Source organism: Flavobacterium plurextorum (genome assembly GCF_002217395.1).
Lineage (GTDB): Bacteria > Bacteroidota > Bacteroidia > Flavobacteriales > Flavobacteriaceae > Flavobacterium > Flavobacterium plurextorum.
The window spans coordinates 58441-79559 of record NZ_MUHD01000024.1; the positions used below are offsets into that span (position 1 = coordinate 58441).

Below are 21119 nucleotides of genomic sequence, written 5' to 3' on the forward strand. Positions count from 1 at the left end.
TTTGACTTTTAATTGTTTAAAAAAATTAAAAGATAGTTGCTTTAATTTGATATTGTGGTTAGTTTCTTTTCCGTTTTGTATATAACAATTCCAAAACTTATCAGTAAACAAAAAACTATGGATAAATCTATTATTGTAGTACTTCCATAAATAAAATATAACAAGACTTGGAATAAAAGTAACGGAGTCAATAAAATTATTAAAAGATGTGCGCTGTATTTTTGCGCGAAATCCCAGTTTGATTTGTTTTTTATAGAATTCGTTGTTCTGTATCCATAAAAAGAGTTTATTTTTTTTGGAGGAAATAATTTAAATAAAACTATTACAATTAATGAAATGAGAATTACAGGGTTTTTAAGTATCAGAGTTATAATTTCCATATTTTTAGTTTAATAGTGGTGTTTTTTGGAATGAAATACAAAAATAATGCTCCAATCATTGTAAACATAAAGCTTACAAGACCATGAATAAATGCGATTGAAAGAGGAAATAAGTTGTTATAATTGTCGATATTGAGCTTTACTTTTCAAAGTATAATTCCTTAAAATATTTTATATTCCATAACGGAAATATAAAAAGTAAATAGTCATTTTTCTTAAGGACATTTTTTTTTGATAATCTATAATAATCGGTAAAAATTCGGTAGATATAATAGAAAACCATTAGTGTGCAGAACAAAATATAATCTTTTTCTTTTGCGCTAAAATATAATAATGGAGTTGGTATTAAAATTTGAAAATAATAGATGGCTAAATTTTTCATTTTGGAATATTTAAAATATTAGTATAAGAATTTAGCATCCATTTTTTGCAGCGCAAGTATTGCAAGTGCTACTGCAGTTTGTGGGATAAATGCTGTTGTCAAACCTGCCACAAGTGATCCCAAATGGTGATTTGGGTATACATCAACCCAACACCCCATTACATTTGCTCCACTACAACCACCGCCGCCCTCATCTGGACCTGGTGCTTCTTGATCAAGAGTGTTAGTGTATGGACCACCAAATAAGTTCTCCATTTTTTGTAATTCTAGTTTTTTCATAATCATGTAAGGTTTATGAGTTATTATTGTTCCAAATATATGATTAATTGAAAAATAATCTTAGTCGATAATCGGTTATTTAAAACCTAAATATAGGAAAATATAAAATATTTCTTATTTTTATGTTTGTAAAATGATTGATTATGAATATGGTTATAGGAAATAAGCTTAAAAATCTACGTAAGGATAAAAATATGTCACAGGAGCAAGTTGCAGATTTTTTAAACATTTCGCAATCAGCCTATGCGAGGATGGAGCGTGGAGAAAGCACTTCTTGGGCAAGTCATTTTACTAAAATTTGTGAGCTTTTTGAAATAGCACCAGAAGAATTGGTTAAAAAAGAAATAGTGAATGATACAGAAAACTAAAAAGGCTTCACAATTAAGTGAAGCCTTTCTAAAATATATTTGAATTGAAATAATTACCTTTTACAAAGTATTAATTAAGTTCTTTAGTTACAATCTGCATGGTTTCGCGGCTGACTTGTTTTAGTAAAACTTCTTTGTTTGTTTCAACAGTCTGCGCAGCATCTTCTGTAAAGTGACGGATAGTATATAGAGTCACGTTTTCGCTGTAATCTACTTTGAATTTTTTCGAAAGAATAGCGTTCAAATCACTGAAATTTCCAAATTTATCTTCCACACAAACAGAGAAACTAATAGCAGAATTCTGAATTAAGTTTACTTTGATTTTAAATTCATGGAATAACCCAAAAATCTCACTGATATTTTCTTCCATAATGAAAGAGAAATCAATCGAAGAAAGAGAAATTAAAAGCTGTTCTCTTTTTACGATAAAACAAGGATATTGCGGTTCAAGATCAACACCTTTAGAAACACACGTTCCTTTTAATAAAGGATTGATAAATGATTTTACGTACAACGGAATTTCTTTTTTCTGTAACGGCTGTAATGTTTTAGGGTGAATTACAGTTGCGCCGTAAAAAGCCAATTCGATTGCCTCGCGATATGAAATTTGGTTCAGCAAACTTGCATTTTCAAAATAACGCGGGTCAGCATTCATAACTCCTGGTACATCTTTCCAGATCGTTACACTTTCGGCGTTTAAGCAATAAGCAAAAATTCCTGCAGTATAATCAGAACCCTCACGACCTAGAGTAGTAGTGAAATTATTTTCATCGGCACCTAAAAATCCTTGTGTTATGTTTAAGATTTTTCTAGGTACATTTTTACTGATAAGCTGCTGCGTTGCTTCCCAATCTACTTCAGCATCTCTGTAGTTTGCATTTGTTTTAATAAAATTACGAACATCAAGCCATTGCGTTTGAATGCCCATGAAATTCATAAAATGACTTAAAATAGTAGTCGAGATTAATTCTCCAAAACTTACAATTTGATCGTAAACAAAATTATAATTTGGAGATTTATTATGTGCTAAGAAATATTCTAATTCTGAGAATTGCGCATTCACAGCTGCAAAAACTTCATGTTTTTCATCTTCAAACAAATCCAATAAGATTTGGTTGTGGTATTTTTTTATTTCTTGTACAGATGAATTAAGCTCTGCCGATTTATCAAAATAGTTCTTGATAACAACCTCAAGAGCATTTGTGGTTTTTCCCATTGCCGAAACGACTAAAATCACATCTTCGTAACCCACTTTTTGTAAAACGTCGTATACGTTTTTTATTCCTTCTGCATCTTTTACCGATGCACCACCAAATTTAAATACTCTCATTTTTAATTTTAGATTTTTAATTTTAGATTTCAGATTACGAAATCTGGTATTTTTTTATATTCTTTTGCCACAGATTATAGGATTAAAATGATTTTACAATCTTGTGTAAGTTTATCACTAATTTCAACTAATTTAATTCGTGCTGATTTGTGGCAAACATTATTTTATAATTTCTCTAAGAACGTGTTAATTCCTTTTTCATCCATTTGAACAACCTGCCAGCCGTCGAGAATTTTTGCGCCTGAATTCTCGTAAAATTTTACAGCTGGAGTATTCCAATCGAGAACATTCCATTCAACTCTTCGAACATTGTCTCTTTTTCCCTGTCTCATTATTTCGGCATACAATGCAGAACCAAGACCAGTGCCTCGCATTTTTTCTTTTACAATTAAATCTTCTAAATGGATTGTTTTTCCCTTCCAAGTCGAATAACGGTAATAGTACAATGCAATTCCAACAATTTCCTTTTCATTTAAATCATTTATAATCTCAGCTACAAATACATGAAAAAGCGGTTTTTCTCCAAATCCGTCACGTATTAAATCCTGTTCAGTTATAATAACTGCGTCAGGTTCTTTTTCGAATATTGCCAGTTCTTGTATTAATCCCAAGACAAATTTCATGTCTTCAGGATTGCCTTTTCTAATATTCATAACTATCCGAATTTTATTCTTTTACTGCTTCTATATGATATTGTGTCTTTGTTAAGATCAATTTCATATATTCTTATTATTAACCGTTTATTAGCTAAAAAAGCGTTTTTTTATATGCAGCTTTCAGCTATTAATTAGCAAATATACAATAGTAGTAAACTAACAAAATAATTTTTAAATCATTCTCACAAAATAAGCGATATTTGTGACTTAAAATTAAAAACTATAACGATATAGCAATGGAAGAACGCAATAAAACACTGGGAGAGTTTATTATTGAGAACCAAAAAGCATTTCAGTATTCGTCGGGAGAGCTTTCCCGAATTATCAACTCTATACGTTTGGCGGCGAAAGTCGTAAACTATAAAGTAAACAAAGCAGGTTTAGTGGATATTATTGGCGCTGCAGGCGAACAAAATATTCAAGGAGAAGACCAGCAAAAATTAGATGTCTATGCAAACGAAGTATTTATCCAGACGTTAATAAACCGTGAGATTGTCTGTGGTATTGCTTCAGAAGAAAACGACGATTTTATAACTGTTCAGGGGAGCGACAACAGTCATAATAATAAGTACGTGATCTTGATGGATCCGCTTGACGGATCATCGAACATTGATGTAAATGTTTCTTTAGGAACTATCTTTTCTGTTTTTAGAAGAGTTACACCAATAGGAACTCCGGTAACAAGCGAGGATTTTTTACAACCGGGAATCAATCAAGTTGCAGCAGGATATGTAATTTATGGAACTTCGACTATGTTAGTGTATACAACAGGACATGGTGTAAACGGATTTACATTAAACCCGGCAATTGGTACATTTTACCTTTCGCATCCAAATATGAAATTTCCAGAAAGCGGAAATATCTATTCGGTAAACGAGGGGAATTATGTTCATTTTCCGCAAGGTGTAAAAAACTACATCAAATATTGTCAGCGTGAAGAAGAAGACAGACCTTATACGTCAAGATATATTGGAAGTTTAGTTTCAGATTTTCATCGAAATATGATTAAAGGCGGGATTTATATTTATCCAACAAGTTCAAAAGCACCAAAAGGGAAATTGCGTTTATTGTATGAATGTAATCCAATGGCGTTTATTGCAGAACAAGCCGGAGGTAAAGCAACTGATGGTTTTGGAAGAATTATGGAAATCCAGCCAACAGAACTTCATCAAAGAGTTCCGTTTTTCTGCGGAAGCTATAAAATGGTAGAAAAAGCAGAGGAATTTATGGCAGCTGAGTAAGTACTCAGTAATCCGTTTTTAGTATTCAGTCACAAATAGCCTAACAGATTTTTTTAAATCTGTTAGGCTATTTAAATTTAGACGCAACCGTTCTCATTTTTAACATCTTATAATAAATTAATCTTATGAGAAAATATTGATTAATTTATTTTTAACCAACTAAGAAAACCAAAAATCTTAACTAAGATTATTATGAAGAAAAAAGTATTGATTGCGCTATTTGGATTGTTTTCATTTGTTTTTACTTCTTGCAGTAATGATGAAAATACCGAAGATTAGATTGCTGGACGAACAACACATACAATAAAACTGTCTCAAAATGAGGTTAATTTTAGTTCTGCCTCAAATTCAATTACCATTACAACACAATCGAAAGCATGGTGGTTGAGCGGAATAGGTTTAAACAGTGATCGTATTGATGTGAAAAAAGAAGATATGCTTTCTGAAAACTTCAAGGTGATAAATTCAGAATTTCAAGTGGAAAGAAAAGACGGAACAAACATAATAATTACGTTTAATCCAAATAAAACAAATGCCGAAAGAGTACTTTATGTTACTTTACAAGCAGGCAATCGTTTTGAGCAGATAAGAGTTTTACAGTCAAAATAATTTAAAGAACCGTTTTGAACATAAATAATAAACCCGACTAGATTTAAAAATCAGTCGGGTTTATTTTTGAGTTTTATTTAAGTTTCAATTTTAAGTCCGCATATAAACGGAACGCTAAAATCTGAATACTTAAATATTATTTATTCATATTTTCCATTTCAAAAACGAAAGTATCTAAATCTACTTTTTTGTCGATCAAAGACAATGCTTTTGAAATAATGTAATTTACGTTTCCAGGAGTAAATCCTAAAGCTAATCCCATACGAGTTAACATAACTTCTTGTTGATCTCCTAAATGATGATCAACATGAACCATTCTCGCCAAATCAAACAAACGCTCTAAACGTTGTGCATATAAATAAGGCGGGTTTATTGGATGTTTCCAAGGATCAATTAAGATTTCACCGTATTCTTCTTCAGAGATTTCTAATCTTGAAGCTAATTTGTCCAAAAAGTCTTTCTCCTCAGGACTTACTTTACCGTCAGCAAATGCTACACGCACAATTGCAGAGAAATGACCTCTGTTTCTTTGTTTGAATTCGTTATCAAATAATTCTGAAAATGGCATAATTAAAAAGGGTTTTATTTCGCAAAGATAAATCTTATTTTAATTTAACAATTTTAAATTCCTCATAAATTTAACTTATTTTTATTCATTGTTTTAAGAACGGTATTTATTGAATTTTCAAAATAAATCGTAAGTTTACAACCCCTAATCATTAAAATATTATTAGTTCTTATGTCAGAATTTTGGATTTACTTTCAAATAGGTTTAAAGCATGTTTTAGATATCAACGCTTACGATCACGTTCTTTTTTTAATAGCATTAACAGTTCCGTATACTTTTAAAGACTGGAAACGCATTTTGCTTTTAGTTTCTTTATTTACAATCGGTCATACCGTAGCGTTAGTACTTTCTGTTTTTGGAATAATTACAGTAAAAGTCAATCTTGTGGAGTTTTTAATTCCGATAACGATTTTGATCACAGCCTTATATCATCTTTTTACCGCAGGAAAAGCAACTAAAAATGACGGCATAAATTTAATATTTTTTGTAACGCTGTTTTTTGGAATTATACACGGACTTGGATTTTCGAATTATTTTAAAACTATTTTAGGAGGTTCGCCAAGTTCAAAATTATTACCTTTAGGAGAATTTGCTTTAGGTATTGAAGCAGCGCAGTTAGTAGTGGTTTTTGTAGTTTTGGTAATCTCATATATTGTACAGACGGTATTTCGTTTTTCAAAACGCGACTGGGCACTTGTGATGTCGGCTTTTATTATTGGTGTAGTAATTCCGATGATTATCGAAAGCCCAATTTGGAACAGATAAAATAAATGGAAGTAAAAAAACGGAATAAATACGATAAAGCCTATTTGAGAATTGCTAAAGAATGGAGTTTACTCTCTTATTGCAAGCGTAAACAAGTTGGCGCTATCATTGTAAAAGACAGAATGATTATTTCTGACGGTTATAATGGAACGCCTTCAGGATTTGAAAATTGCTGTGAAGACGAAGATGGATTAACACGCTGGGATGTTTTACATGCCGAAGCAAATGCAATCTTAAAAGTAGCGCGATCAACACAATCATGTGAAGGTGCAACTTTGTATATCACGCTTTCGCCTTGTAAAGAATGCAGTAAATTAATACATCAATCAGGCATAAAAAGAGTTGTATATCATAATGGATATCGTGATGACTCTGGAATTCAATTTTTAATAAAAGCGGGTGTCGAAGTAGAACATATTCCTGTTTTAGAAGAATAATGAAATTTAATCCCAAATATCTGCCAATTGTTATTGGAGCTGCCTTTGCTCTAGGAACAGTACTCGGAAGTTTAATGCACACTTCTGCAGATGACCAGTTTTTGGCTAAAAATTACTCCAAAACTAAACTCAACAAACTTATCGATTTTATCAATAATGAATATGTTGACAGCATCAACACCGATTCAATTGTTAATCTTACCGTCGATAATATACTCTCAAAATTAGACCCGCATTCCGTTTATATTCCGCCAAGCGAACAGGCGGAAGTAGCCGAAAGTATGAAAGGCGATTTTGTTGGAATCGGCATCAATTTTTATATGTATAAAGATTCTGTTGCCATTATAAAACCTGTCGAAAACGGACCTTCTGCAAAAGCAGGATTAAAATCTGGCGACCGAATTTTATTTGCAGGAAAAACTAAATTATACGGGCGAAAATTACCTTCAGACAGTTTATTCTCTAAATTAAAAGGAATTAAAGGTTCTGAAATAGAATTGACCGTTTTTAGAAAATCAGAACAAAAGAAGCTGAAATTTAAAATCAAAAGAGATATTATTCCAATTAAAAGTGTCGATGCTTCTTTGTTGATTGGGAATAATGTAGGTTACATCAAAATAAATCGTTTTGCCGAAACTACTTTTAATGAGTTTAAAACGGGTTTAACGCGATTAAAAGAAAAAGGAATTCAGTCGCTCGTAATCGATCTTCGTGATAACGGAGGCGGTTATATGGAAGAAGCGATTGCAATTGCAGATGAATTCTTAAAAGACAAGCAATTGATTGTTTTTACTAAAAATAAAAACGGAACAACAGAAAAAACGTATGCTACGAAAGCAGGAAGTTTTGAAGCTGGAAAAGTATACGTGTTAATCAATGAAAACAGTGCTTCGGCAAGCGAAATTCTAGCAGGAGCAATTCAGGATAATGATCGCGGAACTATCGTTGGGCGTCGTTCTTTTGGAAAAGGTTTGGTACAGCGTGAAATGGATTTCAACGACGGATCGGCAGTTCGTCTTACCGTGGCAAGATATTATACGCCAACCGGAAGATCAATTCAAAAACCGTATAAAAAAGGAAATGAAGCGTATTTTAAAGAATCAGAGTCGCGTGTTACAACAGGCGAATTGTATGCAAAAGACAGTATAAAAGTAGCAGATTCTTTAAAATTTAAAACGCCAAAAGGTAAAATCGTGTACGGCGGCGGCGGAATTGTCCCGGATGTTTTTGTGCCGATGGAAGCAGAGCACGGAAATGAAAATGTGGCTTATTTGCTTCAAACAGGAATAGTAGGGCATTTTGTTTTTGAAGAATTAGACAAAAACCGAAATGCTTTTAAAGACGCTCATTTTAATGAGTTTCTGGTACAGATGAAAAATTCTGACGACTACTTTAAGAAGTTTAAAAAATACATTTCGTTGACCGGTTTAGATTTAAAGCTAGATAAAACAAAAGCTTTGGTAAACAGATATATCACTGCAGAATTTGCCAGACAATTGTATGGAGAAATGTATTATTATGATGTTATTTTGAAAGATGACGCCATGATAAAAACAATCTTAAACCCGAAAAAGTAACCATAAACCTTTTTAATATGGAAGTAGTAACTGTTGTAAATGCCGAAATCGAACTTCTGACTGCTGTTAAAAATGCGGATGTTTTAGTATTAGAAAGAATGCTTCATGACGATTTGTTGTTCAATTTGCCTGATGGTAATACAATTACAAAACAGTTTGATCTCGATTCTTATCGTTCGGGTAAAATGAAAATTGATATGATTGAGGCTTCCGATCAAATTATTAATATAATTGGAGATTCAGCTGTCGTTGTTGTTACAGTTTCATTAAAAGGAAAATTTGATAACAATCCAATTGATGGTGTTTTGAGATACATTCGAGTTTGGAAACAGTTTGGCGAAGATTTAAAAGTGATCGCTGGAAGTTGCACACAATTAGCGTAAATTTTCAAAATAAGACTTTGCTTGCTTTTCGTAATTCTTAGTTCTAGAGATTACGGTTAAATCACAAAATATGAAAAATTTAAAAAAGATAAGTTTTCTTTTACTTCTAATGGCTTTTGCAATTTCTTGTGCAAGTATGAAAGATAAAAATACAATTTCAGGAAAAGTTCAGTCTATTGAATTTGGAAAGGATGGTTATACAGCTAAAATCAGTACTGCTAAAAACGAAGTTTATTTTGCCACAATCAGTATTGTAAATGTTGGCGGGCCAGAAAATTACAAAAAATTAAAAGAAGGTGATGAGGTCTCGTTAAAAGGAGAAATCTGGAAAACTGATACTGAGAAACATATCAAAGTAAAAGAGATCGTTTCAGTAAAATAACAGCAACGGATTAAAATAAATAAACCATATAAGTGATATAAGTTCGTTTAATCTATGCGTAACGCATATATGTACTTATATCACTTATATGGTTTAAAATTTTATAAGATTTTATCGAATACTATCGTGTGCGTGAGTCTGTACACCGTTATTCCATAAAGTCAGGATATCTGTTGCAACAGCCGCACCGCTTCCTGCAGCAATGGCTAATTGACTTCTCCAGCCTGCCAAAGTTCCAATTACATAAATACCGTCGGCAACTTTATGATCGTCGTTTTTAAGCTGAATACGTTGTTTTTCGGGAAGTGCTTTTTTATGAGGTTCAATATACTGCATCAAACCTTCGATATCAAAAGTATTTGCAGAACCAATTCCAACAACAATGTTTTTTGTTTGATAAGAATTTTTGTTCGTAATTACAGTAAACTCAGGATAAGTTCCCTCTACTTTAATTACTTTTTCATTTGCAATTTGAGTAATATGTGGATAAGAAGCTGCTAAATCTTGTGTGCTTTCCGTTAGTAATTCAGAACCTAATTTTCCAGGCGAAATACCATAAGCATTATAAAAAATAGCCTCTTGTAAAGAAGAATTTTTTTGATGTGTAAAGATTCCAATTTTTTTATCGGTAACAAAAACTTTGTTTTTGGCAGAACCCAAAACAAGGGCACAAGAAATCCCTGAGACTCCTCCACCGACAATTAAAACGTCAAACATATATTATCGACCGTTTGTTTTTTCTTCAATTCTTTTTGAAATTCTAAAAATCAAAAGAATCAATACCGCGCAAAAGGAAGCTGCGATTCCAATAAAAGCTACCATACTATCACCTTGAAAAGGATTTTTAAAGTCTAATAACGTAATATTAAAAACAATTAGAGCTAATGCTAAAAGCACTAAGATTGAAGTAAAGATTTTCATATGCTTATTTATTTGTCTAAAATAATCAAAAGGAGCTTTAAGTTAAAAAAAGTCTTAAAGTTCTGTTTTAGAAATTTTATGAGGTAAAAGTATAAAAATAAATCTTAGACAAACAAACCTTTAACATTCGCAGCAAATAATTTAACAGCAATTGCTAAAAGTATGACTCCAAATGTCTTGCGAACCACGCCAAGTCCGTTTTCTCCTAATAAATTTTCGATCTTTTTAGATGATTTCAAAACAATATAAACTAAGATGATATTTAATATAATTGCAATGATAATATTAACGGTGTGAAATTGAGATCGAAGTGAGAGTAAAGTAGTCATTGTACCTGCTCCGGCTATTAATGGAAAGGCAAGCGGAACAATTGATGCTGATCCTGGTTCTTCATCGCGATAAATTCTAATTCCTAAGATCATTTCTAAAGCAAGAAAGAATAATACAAATGAACCTGCAACGGCAAACGAGTGTACATCAATACCAATAAGGCTTAAGAAGCCTTCACCGACAAATAGAAAAACAATCATAATGGCGCCGGCTACAATAGAAGCTTTTTCAGATTCAATGTGACCAACTTTTGCTCTTAAATTGACAATAATTGGGATAGAACCTACAATATCGATTACCGCAAAAAGTACCATTCCAACTGTAATAATTTCTCTAAAGTCGATTTCTAGCATATAGTTCTGATTTTAAGGGATTAATAATTTGCTGCAAAAGTAGGTAATAAAGTTAGGTGATTTTTTGTTACGTTGTATTTTTGTTATAAAAACACATATTATACGTGTAAAATGTGATATTTATAACAATATAATGTTTCAATTGTTGATTTAGAGAAAAAGAGACGGATTATTTTTCAACTTAATTTTTTTCTTGCTTGTTTTGAAAAAAGCTTGCGAAATCAAAAGTTAAAAATTATAACTTACTGAAAATCAATTAGTAAATTTGTTTGTAATTTTAAGTTTATTGATCATGGAAAGAATGCGGTTGGTTGTAGTACTCTTGGTTCTGTTGTTTTCATTCAATAGTTCGCAAGCTCAAATTTGGCAGCAAATTAAAAAAGCTGCAGAAGATAAGGCTGGTAAAAAAGGCCAAAGTGACAGTGGTAAAGCTGCTGATCAAAATGTAAATATGAATGATGCGATTTTAAGTTATGGAAAAAATAAAGTAGATCCGTCAGTTGTGCCAAACTCCTATAATTTTAGCTGGAAATATGTCATGGAAATTAAAACTGGTGAAGGAAAGGCGATGAATGCTGATTATTTTTTGGAACCTAATGCGGCTTATTTTGCAATGAATATCGATCAGGGAAAAGGACAGAGTATGTTGATGATTATGGATTCTAAGAATAATATAACGGTGACAGGTTTTGGTAACGGCAAAGAGAAAATGGCTTCGGCGTCTAAAATGCCGGATTATACAGAAATGGCAAAAAAAGAAAGTGAGAAGGCTAAATTTACCATCAAGACATTACCTAATAAAACTATTCTAGGATACAATTGTAAAGGAATTGAAATGACGAATGATGAACATGATATTATTTGTTATTATACAAGCGAAGCCAAAGTGAGTTTTGGAGATATGTTCAAAAATCAAAAAGGCTGGAAAATGCCAGATGCTTTAACGAACTACTTTAAGCCGGAAGATAAAACCTTATTGATGGATATGACGATGAAGGATTTGAAGAATAAAGGAAAAGTGACGACAATGAAATGTGTGAGTTTAGAAAAAAGTGCTTATGTATTTAATAAGGCTGATTACAAATTTATGTAGCGAAAATAGCCCGTTCGGCGTAATTGACGCTTTTTTAAATATATAGAAATATGGATTTTATTTTTTAAGAGTAAAAAAAGAAACGGGTTTCTCTCACATAGCCGGTTATGTTTGTTTTAAATAAGTGAAACGTCTTTTTTAGAGGGTTAAATCTATGTTTCTATGTGTTAGAATAGTTACGTCAAACAGGCGGACAAAATAGTAACATTCTAAATTAGTTTGGTTTAAGAACATAAGTGAGGGAGTGATTTTTATTTCCTGAATCTTTAGTTACCTTTGCAAAATGTTTCAACTAGGAAAAACCATCGTATCAGAGGATATACTCGAAAAAGAATTTGTTTGTAATTTATCAGCATGCAAAGGGGCTTGCTGCGTCGACGGCGATGCAGGTGCACCTTTAAGTGAAGCTGAAACTAAGATTTTAGAAGAAATCTATCCTAAAGTAAAACCTTTTTTAAGAAAAGAAGGAATTGACGCCATCGAAGCGCAAGGAACTTGGGTAAAAGGAACTGACGGAGATTTGGAAACGACTTTGATTGATAATAAGGATTGTGCTTACGTTATTTTTGACGGGAAAACTGCGCTTTGTGGAATTGAGCAAGCTTATAATCAAGGAATCGTAGATTGGAAAAAACCAGTTTCTTGTCATTTATACCCAATTCGTGTAAAAGACTTCACGGAGTTTGCTGCTGTCAATTATGATAAGTGGGATATTTGTGATGATGCTTGTTCTTTGGGTAAAGAATTAGAAGTTCCCGTGTATAAATTTGTCAAAGAAGCATTGATTCGCCGCTTTGGAGAAGATTGGTATTTGGAGCTTGAAAAAGTAGCCGAAGAACTTAAAAATTCGTAAAAATTCGGCAAGGCTTATCGTTGTTGAAAAGTGATTCGCTTTTACTCAGAAAAAGGAAAGCCGAGCCTCAAAAAAAAACTTAAAAAACATTTTAGAATTCCTTGCTTTTTATTTCAAAAAGTCTATATTTTACAGGGCTTCAAGATGTATATTCAGTATTTAAATCATTCATTTACAGAGAATTGATTGTTGTATGAAAAACATTTCAATTTTTCATCGTTGTTAAAAACTACGCCCGATTGTGAATAAGTTTGGCTTTTATTTTTGGCAGCAATTAACAATCTTTGTAGTGTATTGAATTAGAAAAAATTCAGTAAAAATTATTAAAAAAATTGTCATGTCACAAGTCGAACCAATACTACAAGAAAATAAAAATCGTTTCGTTATTTTTCCTATCAAACATCATGATATTTGGGAATGGTATAAGAAAATGGAGGCTAGTTTTTGGACTGCAGAAGAAATCGATTTGCACCAAGACTTGACGGATTGGAATAATAAATTAAGTGATGATGAAAGATATTTCATCAAACATATTTTGGCATTCTTTGCTGCTTCTGACGGAATCGTAAATGAGAATCTTGCTGAGAATTTTGTAAACGAAGTTCAATATGCTGAGGCTAAGTTTTTCTATGGTTTTCAAATCATGATGGAAAATATTCATAGTGAAACTTATTCTTTATTAATTGACACTTACGTGAAAGACGAAGCAGAAAAAGCAGAATTGTTTAATGCTTTGGAGGTTTTTCCTGCAATTGGTAAAAAAGCAGAATGGGCTTTAAAATGGATCGAATCTGATTCATTTGCTGAAAGACTTATCGCTTTTGCTGCTGTTGAAGGTATTTTCTTCTCTGGTGCTTTCTGTTCTATTTATTGGTTGAAAAAACGTGGTTTAATGCCAGGTTTAACTTTTTCTAATGAATTGATTTCTCGTGACGAAGGCGTACATTGTGATTTTGCAGTTCACCTGCACAATCATCACTTGGTGAATAAAGTTCCAAAAGACAGAATTAAAGAAATCATCGTTGATGCTTTAAATATTGAAAGAGAATTTGTAACAGAATCTCTTCCGGTAAGTTTAATTGGAATGAACGCGACTTTAATGACGCAATATCTAGAATTTGTTGCTGACAGATTATTAGTAGAATTAGGCTGCGAGCGTGTTTATGGATCAGCGAATCCGTTTGATTTCATGGACATGATCTCTCTTCAAGGAAAAACCAATTTCTTTGAAAAACGTGTTGCAGAGTATCAAAAATCAGGTGTGATGAACACAGACAGCGATGCTCAGAAAATTTCATTTGATGCAGATTTTTAGACAACAAAAATAATTTCAGTGCAATTTTAAACACTGAAAAGAATAAAACTTTTACAAGTATTTTTTTAGATTGAATCTCTTTCCCCAATCGAAGATTCAATGACATTTTTTAATGCCTTTTCGGTTTGTTTTTCAGACTGGAAACAGATAACTATTGAGAATCCTACAATTCTCAAAAAAAAAGATAATTTTTAAAACACACAATGTTTAAGTGCTGGAATTTGCTTTCCAGTGTCTTTCATTTTTTCAATAACTAAAATAGTAAGCTTATGTATGTAGTAAAAAGAGATGGTCACAGAGAGCCGGTAATGTTTGATAAGATTACAGAAAGAATCAAAAAATTGTGCTACGGCTTAAATGAGCTTGTAGATCCCGTAAAGGTAGCGATGAGAGTTATCGAAGGATTGTATGATGGAGTTTCGACTTCAGAATTGGATAATCTTGCGGCAGAAACTGCTGCGTCTATGACTATTGCACACCCGGATTATGCACAATTAGCAGCTCGTGTGGCAATTTCAAACCTGCATTCAAATACAAAAAAATCGTTCTCTGAAACGATGAAAGATATGTACAATTACGTAAATCCAAGAAATGGTCAAGATGCACCATTGCTTTCGGATGAAGTATTTAAAGTAATTCAGGAAAACTCTGCTTTCCTTGATTCGCATATCATTTACACTAGAGATTTTAATTACGACTACTTTGGTTTTAAAACTTTAGAGCGTTCTTATCTTCTTAAAATAAACGGAAAAATCGTTGAGCGTCCGCAGCACATGTTAATGCGTGTTTCTGTTGGTATTCACTTAGACGATTTAAAATCGGTAATTGAAACTTACGATTTAATGTCTAAAAAGTTCTTTACACACGCAACGCCAACGTTGTTTAATGCAGGAACTCCAAAGCCGCAAATGTCTTCTTGTTTCCTTTTGGCGATGCAAGATGATAGTATTGATGGTATTTACGACACATTAAAACAAACAGCAAAAATCTCACAATCAGCAGGAGGAATTGGGCTTTCTATTCATAACGTTCGTGCTACAGGATCTTACATTCGCGGTACAAACGGAACTTCAAATGGAATTGTTCCAATGTTGAGAGTTTTCAATGATACTGCGCGTTACGTAGATCAAGGAGGCGGAAAACGTAAAGGAAGTTTTGCAATTTATATCGAAACTTGGCATGCTGATATCTTTGAATTTTTAGATTTAAAGAAAAATACTGGAAAAGAAGAAATGCGTGCAAGAGATTTATTCTTCGCAATGTGGACTTCAGATTTGTTCATGAAACGTGTTCAGGAAGATACAACTTGGACGTTAATGTGTCCTAACGAATGTCCAGGATTATACGATGTTTACGGAGAAGAATTCGAAGCAATGTATACGGATTATGAATTTAGAGGAAAAGGTAGAAAAACCATTCGTGCACGTGAATTATGGGAAAAAATCCTTGAGTCACAAATCGAAACTGGAACGCCATATATGTTGTACAAAGATGCAGCAAACCGTAAATCAAATCACAAGAATTTAGGAACAATTCGTTCTTCAAACTTGTGTACAGAGATTATGGAGTACACTTCTAAAGATGAAATTGCAGTTTGTAATCTAGCTTCTATTTCGTTGCCAATGTTTATCGAGAACGGAAAATTCGATCACGAAGCACTTTACAACGTTACAAAACGTGTAACTCGTAACTTAAATAAAGTAATTGACAGAAATTACTATCCTGTAAAAGAAGCTGAAAACTCAAACATGCGTCACCGTCCAGTAGGATTAGGAGTGCAAGGTTTAGCAGATGCTTTTATTATGCTTCGTATGCCATTTACAAGTGATGAAGCAAAAGTTCTAAATCAAGAAATTTTCGAAACATTATACTTCGCAGCCGTAACCGCTTCTATGGAAATGGCAAAAGAAGAAGGACCATATTCAACTTTTGAAGGTTCACCAATGTCACAAGGAGAATTCCAACACAATATGTGGGGAATGAAAGATGAAGAATTATCTGGTCGTTGGGACTGGGCTTCATTAAGAAAAGAAGTAGTAGAGCATGGAGTTCGTAATTCATTATTGGTTGCGCCAATGCCAACAGCTTCGACTTCTCAAATTCTTGGAAACAACGAAGCTTTCGAACCGTATACATCAAACATTTACACACGTCGTGTATTGTCGGGAGAGTTCATCGTAGTAAACAAACATTTACTAGAAGACTTAGTGAAACTAGGTTTATGGAACGAAGACTTGAAACAAGAAATTATGCGTCATAACGGATCTGTTCAAAACATTGATATTATTCCGCAAGACTTAAAAGATCTTTATAAAACAGTTTGGGAAATTTCGATGAAAGATATTATCGATATGTCACGTCAAAGAGGATATTTCATTGACCAATCGCAATCATTGAACTTGTTCATGCAAGATGCAAACTATTCTAAACTTACGTCAATGCACTTCTATGCTTGGCAGTCAGGTTTAAAAACAGGAATGTATTACCTAAGAACAAAATCGGCAGTAGATGCAATTAAGTTTACTCTAAACAACGATAAAAAAGAAGAAACTCCAACTGCGGCAGTTGTAGAAACTGAAGCTATCAGTGTTGAGGATTATAAAGCAATGTTGCTAAAAGCACAAGCTGGAGATCCTGAAGATTGTGAAATGTGTGGGTCTTAATTTTTTTTTTAGAGGAAAGAGATATAGAATAAAGAAGAAAGATTTATATCTTTAATTTATAGAAAGCAGTTATTGTAATGATAGCTGCTTTTTTTAGGAGCTATTTCCCGCTTTTCGTTACAATCTTTTTATTTTTTAAAGAAAAAAAATAAAAAGGATTTCCACTTCAATCGGGGCTAATTATCATTCAATATAAATTTATGAAAAGAAAAATCATTTATTTATTGGTAGTACTCTTTTTTCTTTCATGCAAAAAGAAAGAAACTAAAGATATAAAAGAAGTCAAGATTGCAAAGCAGGAAAGCGATTCTAGGGATGTTGATCAGGATGAGGTTGTTACGATGAATGCTATAAGGACCAATTATGATGCCTTGGTTAATAGAGTTAAAAAGAAGGGCGATGAAGATGCTTACTTAGAGCTTTTTTATGATTTTAAAGAAAGTGCTATAGAAGTGCGCACAGATAGTGTAATGGTTTATGCCAAAATCATGGCTTTGCAACACAATTATGAAAGAGGATATTATGATTATCTTCAAGCATTGTACGAGAAAGACAATGTAGATTATTCTGATTCCTCAAAAATTGATATTAGCAAGCTAGACAAAGTTTCTAAGAAACCAATTGAAGATTGGTTAAAACTCATGCTTGATAAAAAGATCATGACAAAAAAAGATTTTGATGCAATAAAGATATAGTTTCGAATGAAGAAGACTGTGTTATGTTTGCTTTTGATGGTTGGCTCTCTTTATGCTCAAAAAAAGGATATTATTTATAGAATTGCTTATGATTCTTATCCGGCAGTTGGTTATTCTTATGATATTAATGTTATGATGTTACAAGAAGATTCGAGATATTGCTTAATAAATCAAAAATTTTCATCAAGAAAAATGGCGAGAAAAAATGTTCCATTAAGAACTTCAAAAGAATATGGAAATTGGACTATTATCAAGGATACATTAAAGCTTATCGAAGATCAGAATAAGAGAGAAAGTAGATATATAATTCTAAGTGATAAGAAAATTACTTTTTTGTTTGATAATGTAGATCAGTCAAAATATTATTGGAGAAAAATAAAGAATTGAGATATTAATGATTTTAATCCATTCTACACGATAAAAATCGATAATCTTAGCCATCACAATATCCCTAAAAATTCCCCGTTCTAATTATTACCAAAGATTTTAAAACTTAGTCCCTTAGTAACTAAGAAACTCAGAACCTTCTCTTTAAACCTTTAAGAGAAAGTTGAGTCTTATTTCTAAACAAATTCTTGTGTTATGAAAAAAAGCAATCTTTGGTCGTTACGGTTGGGTTTTTCTGGAAAAGAATCCGATGCAATAGAAAAATTAGGATTAGAAAAATTTCTAAAACATTCCTATGATTCAAAATTCGAGACACAACTTCCTGCTTTTTTAAACGATGATCCCAAAACACTACTAGAGCTCAAAGAACTTCGGGAATCTATAAAAACCGCTGATTCTGAAGAAAAAAAGAAAGCTCTTAAAAAAGAAATCTACTCTGCCGTTGAACTAAAAAAATGGTGGATTGGTAAAATGCGCAACGACGAATTTCCACTGCGCGAAAATATGGTTTGTTTTTGGCACAATCATTTTGTTTCCACTTCTCAAAAAGTAAAAGTCAATTACTGGATTTACCAACACAATATGATTTTACGCGAACATGCTTTCGGGAATTTCAAAGAAATGACCAAGCAAATCATAAAATCGAATGCAATGGTAAAATACCTAGATAATGTCGATAATAAAAAAGGAAAATATAATGAAAATCTAAGTCGTGAATTACTTGAATTATTCACGATCGGAATTGGAAATTATACCGAAAGCGACATTAAAAATGGAGCAAGAGCTTTAGCAGGATTAAATTATGGAGATGATGGTTCAGTCTACAGGCGTTTTGCTGAAGATGATACTGATAAAACTTACTTTGGAAAAACCGGAAACTGGAAAGCAGATGATCTGGTTGATATTATTTTTGAGCAGAAAAATATACCGTATCTCATTACTCGAAAAATACTAGAATGGTTTATTTATGATAATCCGTCAGAAGATTTGGTGACTTATTATGGCGATTACTTTAGAAAAGTAAAGTTTGAAATTCAGCCTTTGTTAACTAAAATTTTTACCGAAGAATATAAAAAGGAAAATTCAGGAACAAAGATTAAGGATCCACTGGTTTATATTCTGCAGCTTTTGGATGAATTACATATCGATGATCTGGACGATGCTATGATTCTATTTTTTCTCAAGCAGCAAGGAATGGATTTATACAATCAAGTAAATGTAAAAGGATGGGACGGCGGAAATTCCTGGCTGACTTCTCAAATTTATTTGCAACGCAACAATACATCCGATTTACTTTGCAGTGGAAGAAGTATTACTAGAAAAGTATTAAATACAATGAGTTCTGATGCAGAGAAACCAAAATCAGAATTTGAAAAGCTCAACATAAAAATAGATTTTGATTCTAATGGAAATAACAAAACGATTATTGCTGAGTTGTCGAACAGATTGTTGTTTAATGTAAACGATGCCACGCAAAAAGATATGGAGAGTTTGCTGAAATATGATTTTGATCCAAAAGAAACGCACGCCAGTTTCGCTGTAATAAGACTCTTTGATTACATTACAAAACTACCCGAATATCAATTAATTTAGAAAACTGCAGTTATGAACAGAAGAAATTTTCTAACGCTTACAGGAACTTTTACTGGCGGAATGCTGGTGCTTCCTGATTTTTTACATGCTTTTGGTTCGCAGAATAATTTGGTAATCGGTGAGCAGTGCATTGTGTTTGTGCAATTAAATGGCGGGAATGACGGATTGAATACTTTTATTCCTTACGATAATCCGTTGTATTATGATTTGAGAACAAAAATAGCTTTAAGTAAAGATGCTGTTATTGGTAAAAATAAAGGAATGGCATTTCATCCATCTTTAAAAGATTTTGCTCAAATGCAGCAAAACGGAGATTTAACGGTTATTCAAAATGTTGGATATCCTGAGCCTATTCGTTCTCATTTTCGCAGTCAGGAGATTTGGCAAACCGCAGCGGACTCGAATAAATATATTAATGAAGGCTGGTTAGGCCGTTATCTCGATTTGCAGTGTAACGGACATCAAGCAACTGCGGGAATAAATTTGGATTCGATTGATAATCTGGCTTTGAAAGGAATGGAGCCTAATTCGATAACGGTAAAAGATCCAAACCGATTTAAAGTAAAATCAGATAAAGAAGAAAATGTAACCTTGTCTGATAATCCGCAATTGGATTTTGTTCGAAAAATTGCCAATTCTGTTACCGAAGGATCAGATGAAATTCAGAAAGCTTTGGCAAAATCAAAATCTGAAATTAGTTATCCAAAAACAGAATTATCCAAAAATCTGGAATGGATTGGACGATTAATAAAAGGGAATTTGAATTCAAAAGTATATTATACTTCGCTTGGCGGATTTGACACACACGATAATCAACTCGCTATTCATGAGAAAAAATTAACCGATTTAAATGACGCTTTGTATAGTTTTTATCAGGATTTGAAACAAGCGCAGTTATTACAAAATGTTACAATCGTAGTTTTCTCAGAATTTGGACGACGAGTAAAAGATAACGGAAACGGAACAGATCACGGAACTGCTGCGCCAATGTTTATAATTGGAGGTAATAATAAAGGAACAGTTTTAGGGAATAATCCCGATTTATCTAATTTGGATAATGGGGATTTAAAATACGAGATTGATTTTAGAAGTGTGTATGCTTCATTATTACAACAAAAAATGAATTTCGATTATTCTAAAATTGGGATTAGGAATAAGCCTGTTTCTGGGTTGTTTGGTTAATCGCAATCTTGTCATTTCGATCCCGAGGCTTCGGGATCGAAATGACAAAAATGGTGTAAAATATTATTATATCGATAGTTTAAGTTCTAAAAAAACTTAGTCCCGAAGCCTCGGAATAGGATCTCAGAATCTTAGAATCTTCCAAAACCCCATTGTATATATCTCATTTTAAGTCGATATTTTTATATTATCATACAAAACATCATAAATTTGTTAAGAAATCCCTTTTTGTTTCATAAAATGCAATCTTTTTTTTGGTGCAGTAAAAATAATTTATACATTCGCAGAGAATTTATTTAAAAACACAAACAAAATGGCAAGTAACCGTTTTTATTTTAGCAACTCTTTTTATTTCTTCTTTAGTAGAAGTGAGGATT

Annotated in this window: 24 protein-coding genes; 16 read left to right on the forward strand and 8 right to left on the reverse strand. The window is 32.5% G+C overall.

Going from position 1 to position 21119, the window contains the following annotated elements:
- Window positions 1–41: 41 nt before the first annotated feature.
- Together B0A81_RS13075 and B0A81_RS13080 are read right to left on the reverse strand one after the other, a co-directional pair.
- Window positions 42–380, reverse strand: coding sequence for an SdpI family protein (locus tag B0A81_RS13075; protein WP_123922181.1), 339 nt, complete (start codon window positions 378–380; stop codon window positions 42–44).
- A gap of 400 nt (window positions 381–780) precedes the next feature.
- Window positions 781–1017 carry a hypothetical protein gene (locus B0A81_RS13080; protein WP_123922182.1) on the reverse strand — a complete coding sequence of 79 codons (237 nt, stop codon included), beginning with the start codon at window positions 1015–1017 and terminating at the stop codon, window positions 781–783.
- 167 nt (window positions 1018–1184) lie between these two features.
- On the opposite strand from B0A81_RS13080, the gene B0A81_RS13085 reads away from it, so the two are divergent.
- Entirely contained in the window at window positions 1185–1409 is a 225-nt protein-coding gene (locus tag B0A81_RS13085; protein ID WP_199170223.1) for a helix-turn-helix domain-containing protein, read from the forward strand.
- A gap of 70 nt (window positions 1410–1479) precedes the next feature.
- Here B0A81_RS13085 and B0A81_RS13090 read toward each other — a convergent pair whose 3' ends face one another.
- Both B0A81_RS13090 and B0A81_RS13095 read right to left on the reverse strand, forming a co-directional pair.
- Complete coding sequence (locus tag B0A81_RS13090; protein ID WP_089058450.1) at window positions 1480–2739, reverse strand: aspartate kinase; 1260 nt, start codon at window positions 2737–2739, stop codon at window positions 1480–1482.
- Window positions 2740–2903: 164 nt separating this feature from the next.
- Window positions 2904–3392, reverse strand: coding sequence for a GNAT family N-acetyltransferase (locus B0A81_RS13095; protein ID WP_089058451.1), 489 nt, complete (start codon window positions 3390–3392; stop codon window positions 2904–2906).
- A 239-nt stretch (window positions 3393–3631) separates the two neighbouring features.
- On the opposite strand from B0A81_RS13095, the gene fbp reads away from it, so the two are divergent.
- Complete coding sequence (gene fbp, locus B0A81_RS13100; RefSeq protein WP_089058452.1) at window positions 3632–4636, forward strand: class 1 fructose-bisphosphatase; 1005 nt, start codon at window positions 3632–3634, stop codon at window positions 4634–4636.
- Window positions 4637–5020: 384 nt separating this feature from the next.
- A complete protein-coding gene (locus tag B0A81_RS13105; RefSeq protein ID WP_089058453.1) occupies window positions 5021–5245 on the forward strand; it encodes a hypothetical protein in 225 nt (74 codons plus the stop codon).
- A 136-nt stretch (window positions 5246–5381) separates the two neighbouring features.
- Here B0A81_RS13105 and B0A81_RS13110 read toward each other — a convergent pair whose 3' ends face one another.
- Complete coding sequence (locus tag B0A81_RS13110) at window positions 5382–5813, reverse strand: tellurite resistance TerB family protein (protein WP_089058454.1); 432 nt, start codon at window positions 5811–5813, stop codon at window positions 5382–5384.
- A gap of 171 nt (window positions 5814–5984) precedes the next feature.
- Here B0A81_RS13110 and B0A81_RS13115 point away from each other — a divergent pair, with 171 nt between their 5' ends.
- From B0A81_RS13115 to B0A81_RS13135, 5 genes are all read left to right on the forward strand, one after another.
- Window positions 5985–6578, forward strand: coding sequence for a HupE/UreJ family protein (locus tag B0A81_RS13115; protein WP_089058455.1), 594 nt, complete (start codon window positions 5985–5987; stop codon window positions 6576–6578).
- Window positions 6579–6583: 5 nt separating this feature from the next.
- Window positions 6584–7015 (forward strand): deoxycytidylate deaminase, encoded by a 432-nt coding sequence (locus B0A81_RS13120; protein ID WP_089058456.1) that lies wholly within the window; start codon window positions 6584–6586, stop codon window positions 7013–7015.
- Window positions 7015–8592 carry a S41 family peptidase gene (locus B0A81_RS13125; protein WP_089058457.1) on the forward strand — a complete coding sequence of 526 codons (1578 nt, stop codon included), beginning with the start codon at window positions 7015–7017 and terminating at the stop codon, window positions 8590–8592. The genes B0A81_RS13120 and B0A81_RS13125 overlap by 1 nt, the downstream gene beginning before the upstream one ends.
- Window positions 8593–8609: 17 nt before the next feature.
- On the forward strand, window positions 8610–8975 hold the full coding sequence (locus B0A81_RS13130) for a nuclear transport factor 2 family protein (protein WP_089058458.1): 366 nt from the start codon (window positions 8610–8612) through the stop codon (window positions 8973–8975).
- A 70-nt stretch (window positions 8976–9045) separates the two neighbouring features.
- Window positions 9046–9357: a hypothetical protein gene (locus B0A81_RS13135; protein WP_089058459.1), complete on the forward strand. Its 312-nt coding sequence runs from the start codon at window positions 9046–9048 to the stop codon at window positions 9355–9357.
- Between the two features lie 111 nt (window positions 9358–9468).
- Here the strand turns inward: B0A81_RS13135 and B0A81_RS13140 are convergent, their stop codons facing one another.
- From B0A81_RS13140 to B0A81_RS13150, 3 genes are all read right to left on the reverse strand, one after another.
- On the reverse strand, window positions 9469–10074 hold the full coding sequence (locus B0A81_RS13140; protein WP_089058460.1) for an FAD-dependent oxidoreductase: 606 nt from the start codon (window positions 10072–10074) through the stop codon (window positions 9469–9471).
- Between the two features lie 3 nt (window positions 10075–10077).
- Window positions 10078–10278, reverse strand: a complete 201-nt coding sequence (locus tag B0A81_RS13145) for a hypothetical protein (RefSeq protein ID WP_026728410.1) — start codon at window positions 10276–10278, stop codon at window positions 10078–10080.
- A gap of 104 nt (window positions 10279–10382) precedes the next feature.
- Complete coding sequence (locus B0A81_RS13150; protein ID WP_089058461.1) at window positions 10383–10961, reverse strand: MarC family protein; 579 nt, start codon at window positions 10959–10961, stop codon at window positions 10383–10385.
- A 292-nt stretch (window positions 10962–11253) separates the two neighbouring features.
- Between B0A81_RS13150 and B0A81_RS13155 the strand changes: the two genes are divergently transcribed.
- From B0A81_RS13155 to B0A81_RS13190, 8 genes are all read left to right on the forward strand, one after another.
- Window positions 11254–12054 carry a DUF4412 domain-containing protein gene (locus B0A81_RS13155; RefSeq protein WP_089058462.1) on the forward strand — a complete coding sequence of 267 codons (801 nt, stop codon included), beginning with the start codon at window positions 11254–11256 and terminating at the stop codon, window positions 12052–12054.
- A 283-nt stretch (window positions 12055–12337) separates the two neighbouring features.
- Entirely contained in the window at window positions 12338–12907 is a 570-nt protein-coding gene (locus B0A81_RS13160) for a DUF3109 family protein (RefSeq protein ID WP_089054275.1), read from the forward strand.
- A gap of 337 nt (window positions 12908–13244) precedes the next feature.
- Window positions 13245–14222: a ribonucleotide-diphosphate reductase subunit beta gene (locus B0A81_RS13165; RefSeq protein ID WP_089054274.1), complete on the forward strand. Its 978-nt coding sequence runs from the start codon at window positions 13245–13247 to the stop codon at window positions 14220–14222.
- Window positions 14223–14491: 269 nt separating this feature from the next.
- Window positions 14492–16885 (forward strand): ribonucleoside-diphosphate reductase subunit alpha, encoded by a 2394-nt coding sequence (locus B0A81_RS13170; RefSeq protein ID WP_089058463.1) that lies wholly within the window; start codon window positions 14492–14494, stop codon window positions 16883–16885.
- A 200-nt stretch (window positions 16886–17085) separates the two neighbouring features.
- On the forward strand, window positions 17086–17580 hold the full coding sequence (locus tag B0A81_RS13175) for a hypothetical protein (protein WP_089058464.1): 495 nt from the start codon (window positions 17086–17088) through the stop codon (window positions 17578–17580).
- Between the two features lie 6 nt (window positions 17581–17586).
- Window positions 17587–17967: a hypothetical protein gene (locus tag B0A81_RS13180; RefSeq protein ID WP_123922183.1), complete on the forward strand. Its 381-nt coding sequence runs from the start codon at window positions 17587–17589 to the stop codon at window positions 17965–17967.
- Between the two features lie 195 nt (window positions 17968–18162).
- Complete coding sequence (locus tag B0A81_RS13185; RefSeq protein ID WP_089058466.1) at window positions 18163–19560, forward strand: DUF1800 domain-containing protein; 1398 nt, start codon at window positions 18163–18165, stop codon at window positions 19558–19560.
- Window positions 19561–19572: 12 nt separating this feature from the next.
- Window positions 19573–20742 carry a DUF1501 domain-containing protein gene (locus B0A81_RS13190; protein ID WP_089058467.1) on the forward strand — a complete coding sequence of 390 codons (1170 nt, stop codon included), beginning with the start codon at window positions 19573–19575 and terminating at the stop codon, window positions 20740–20742.
- Window positions 20743–21119 lie beyond the last annotated feature (377 nt).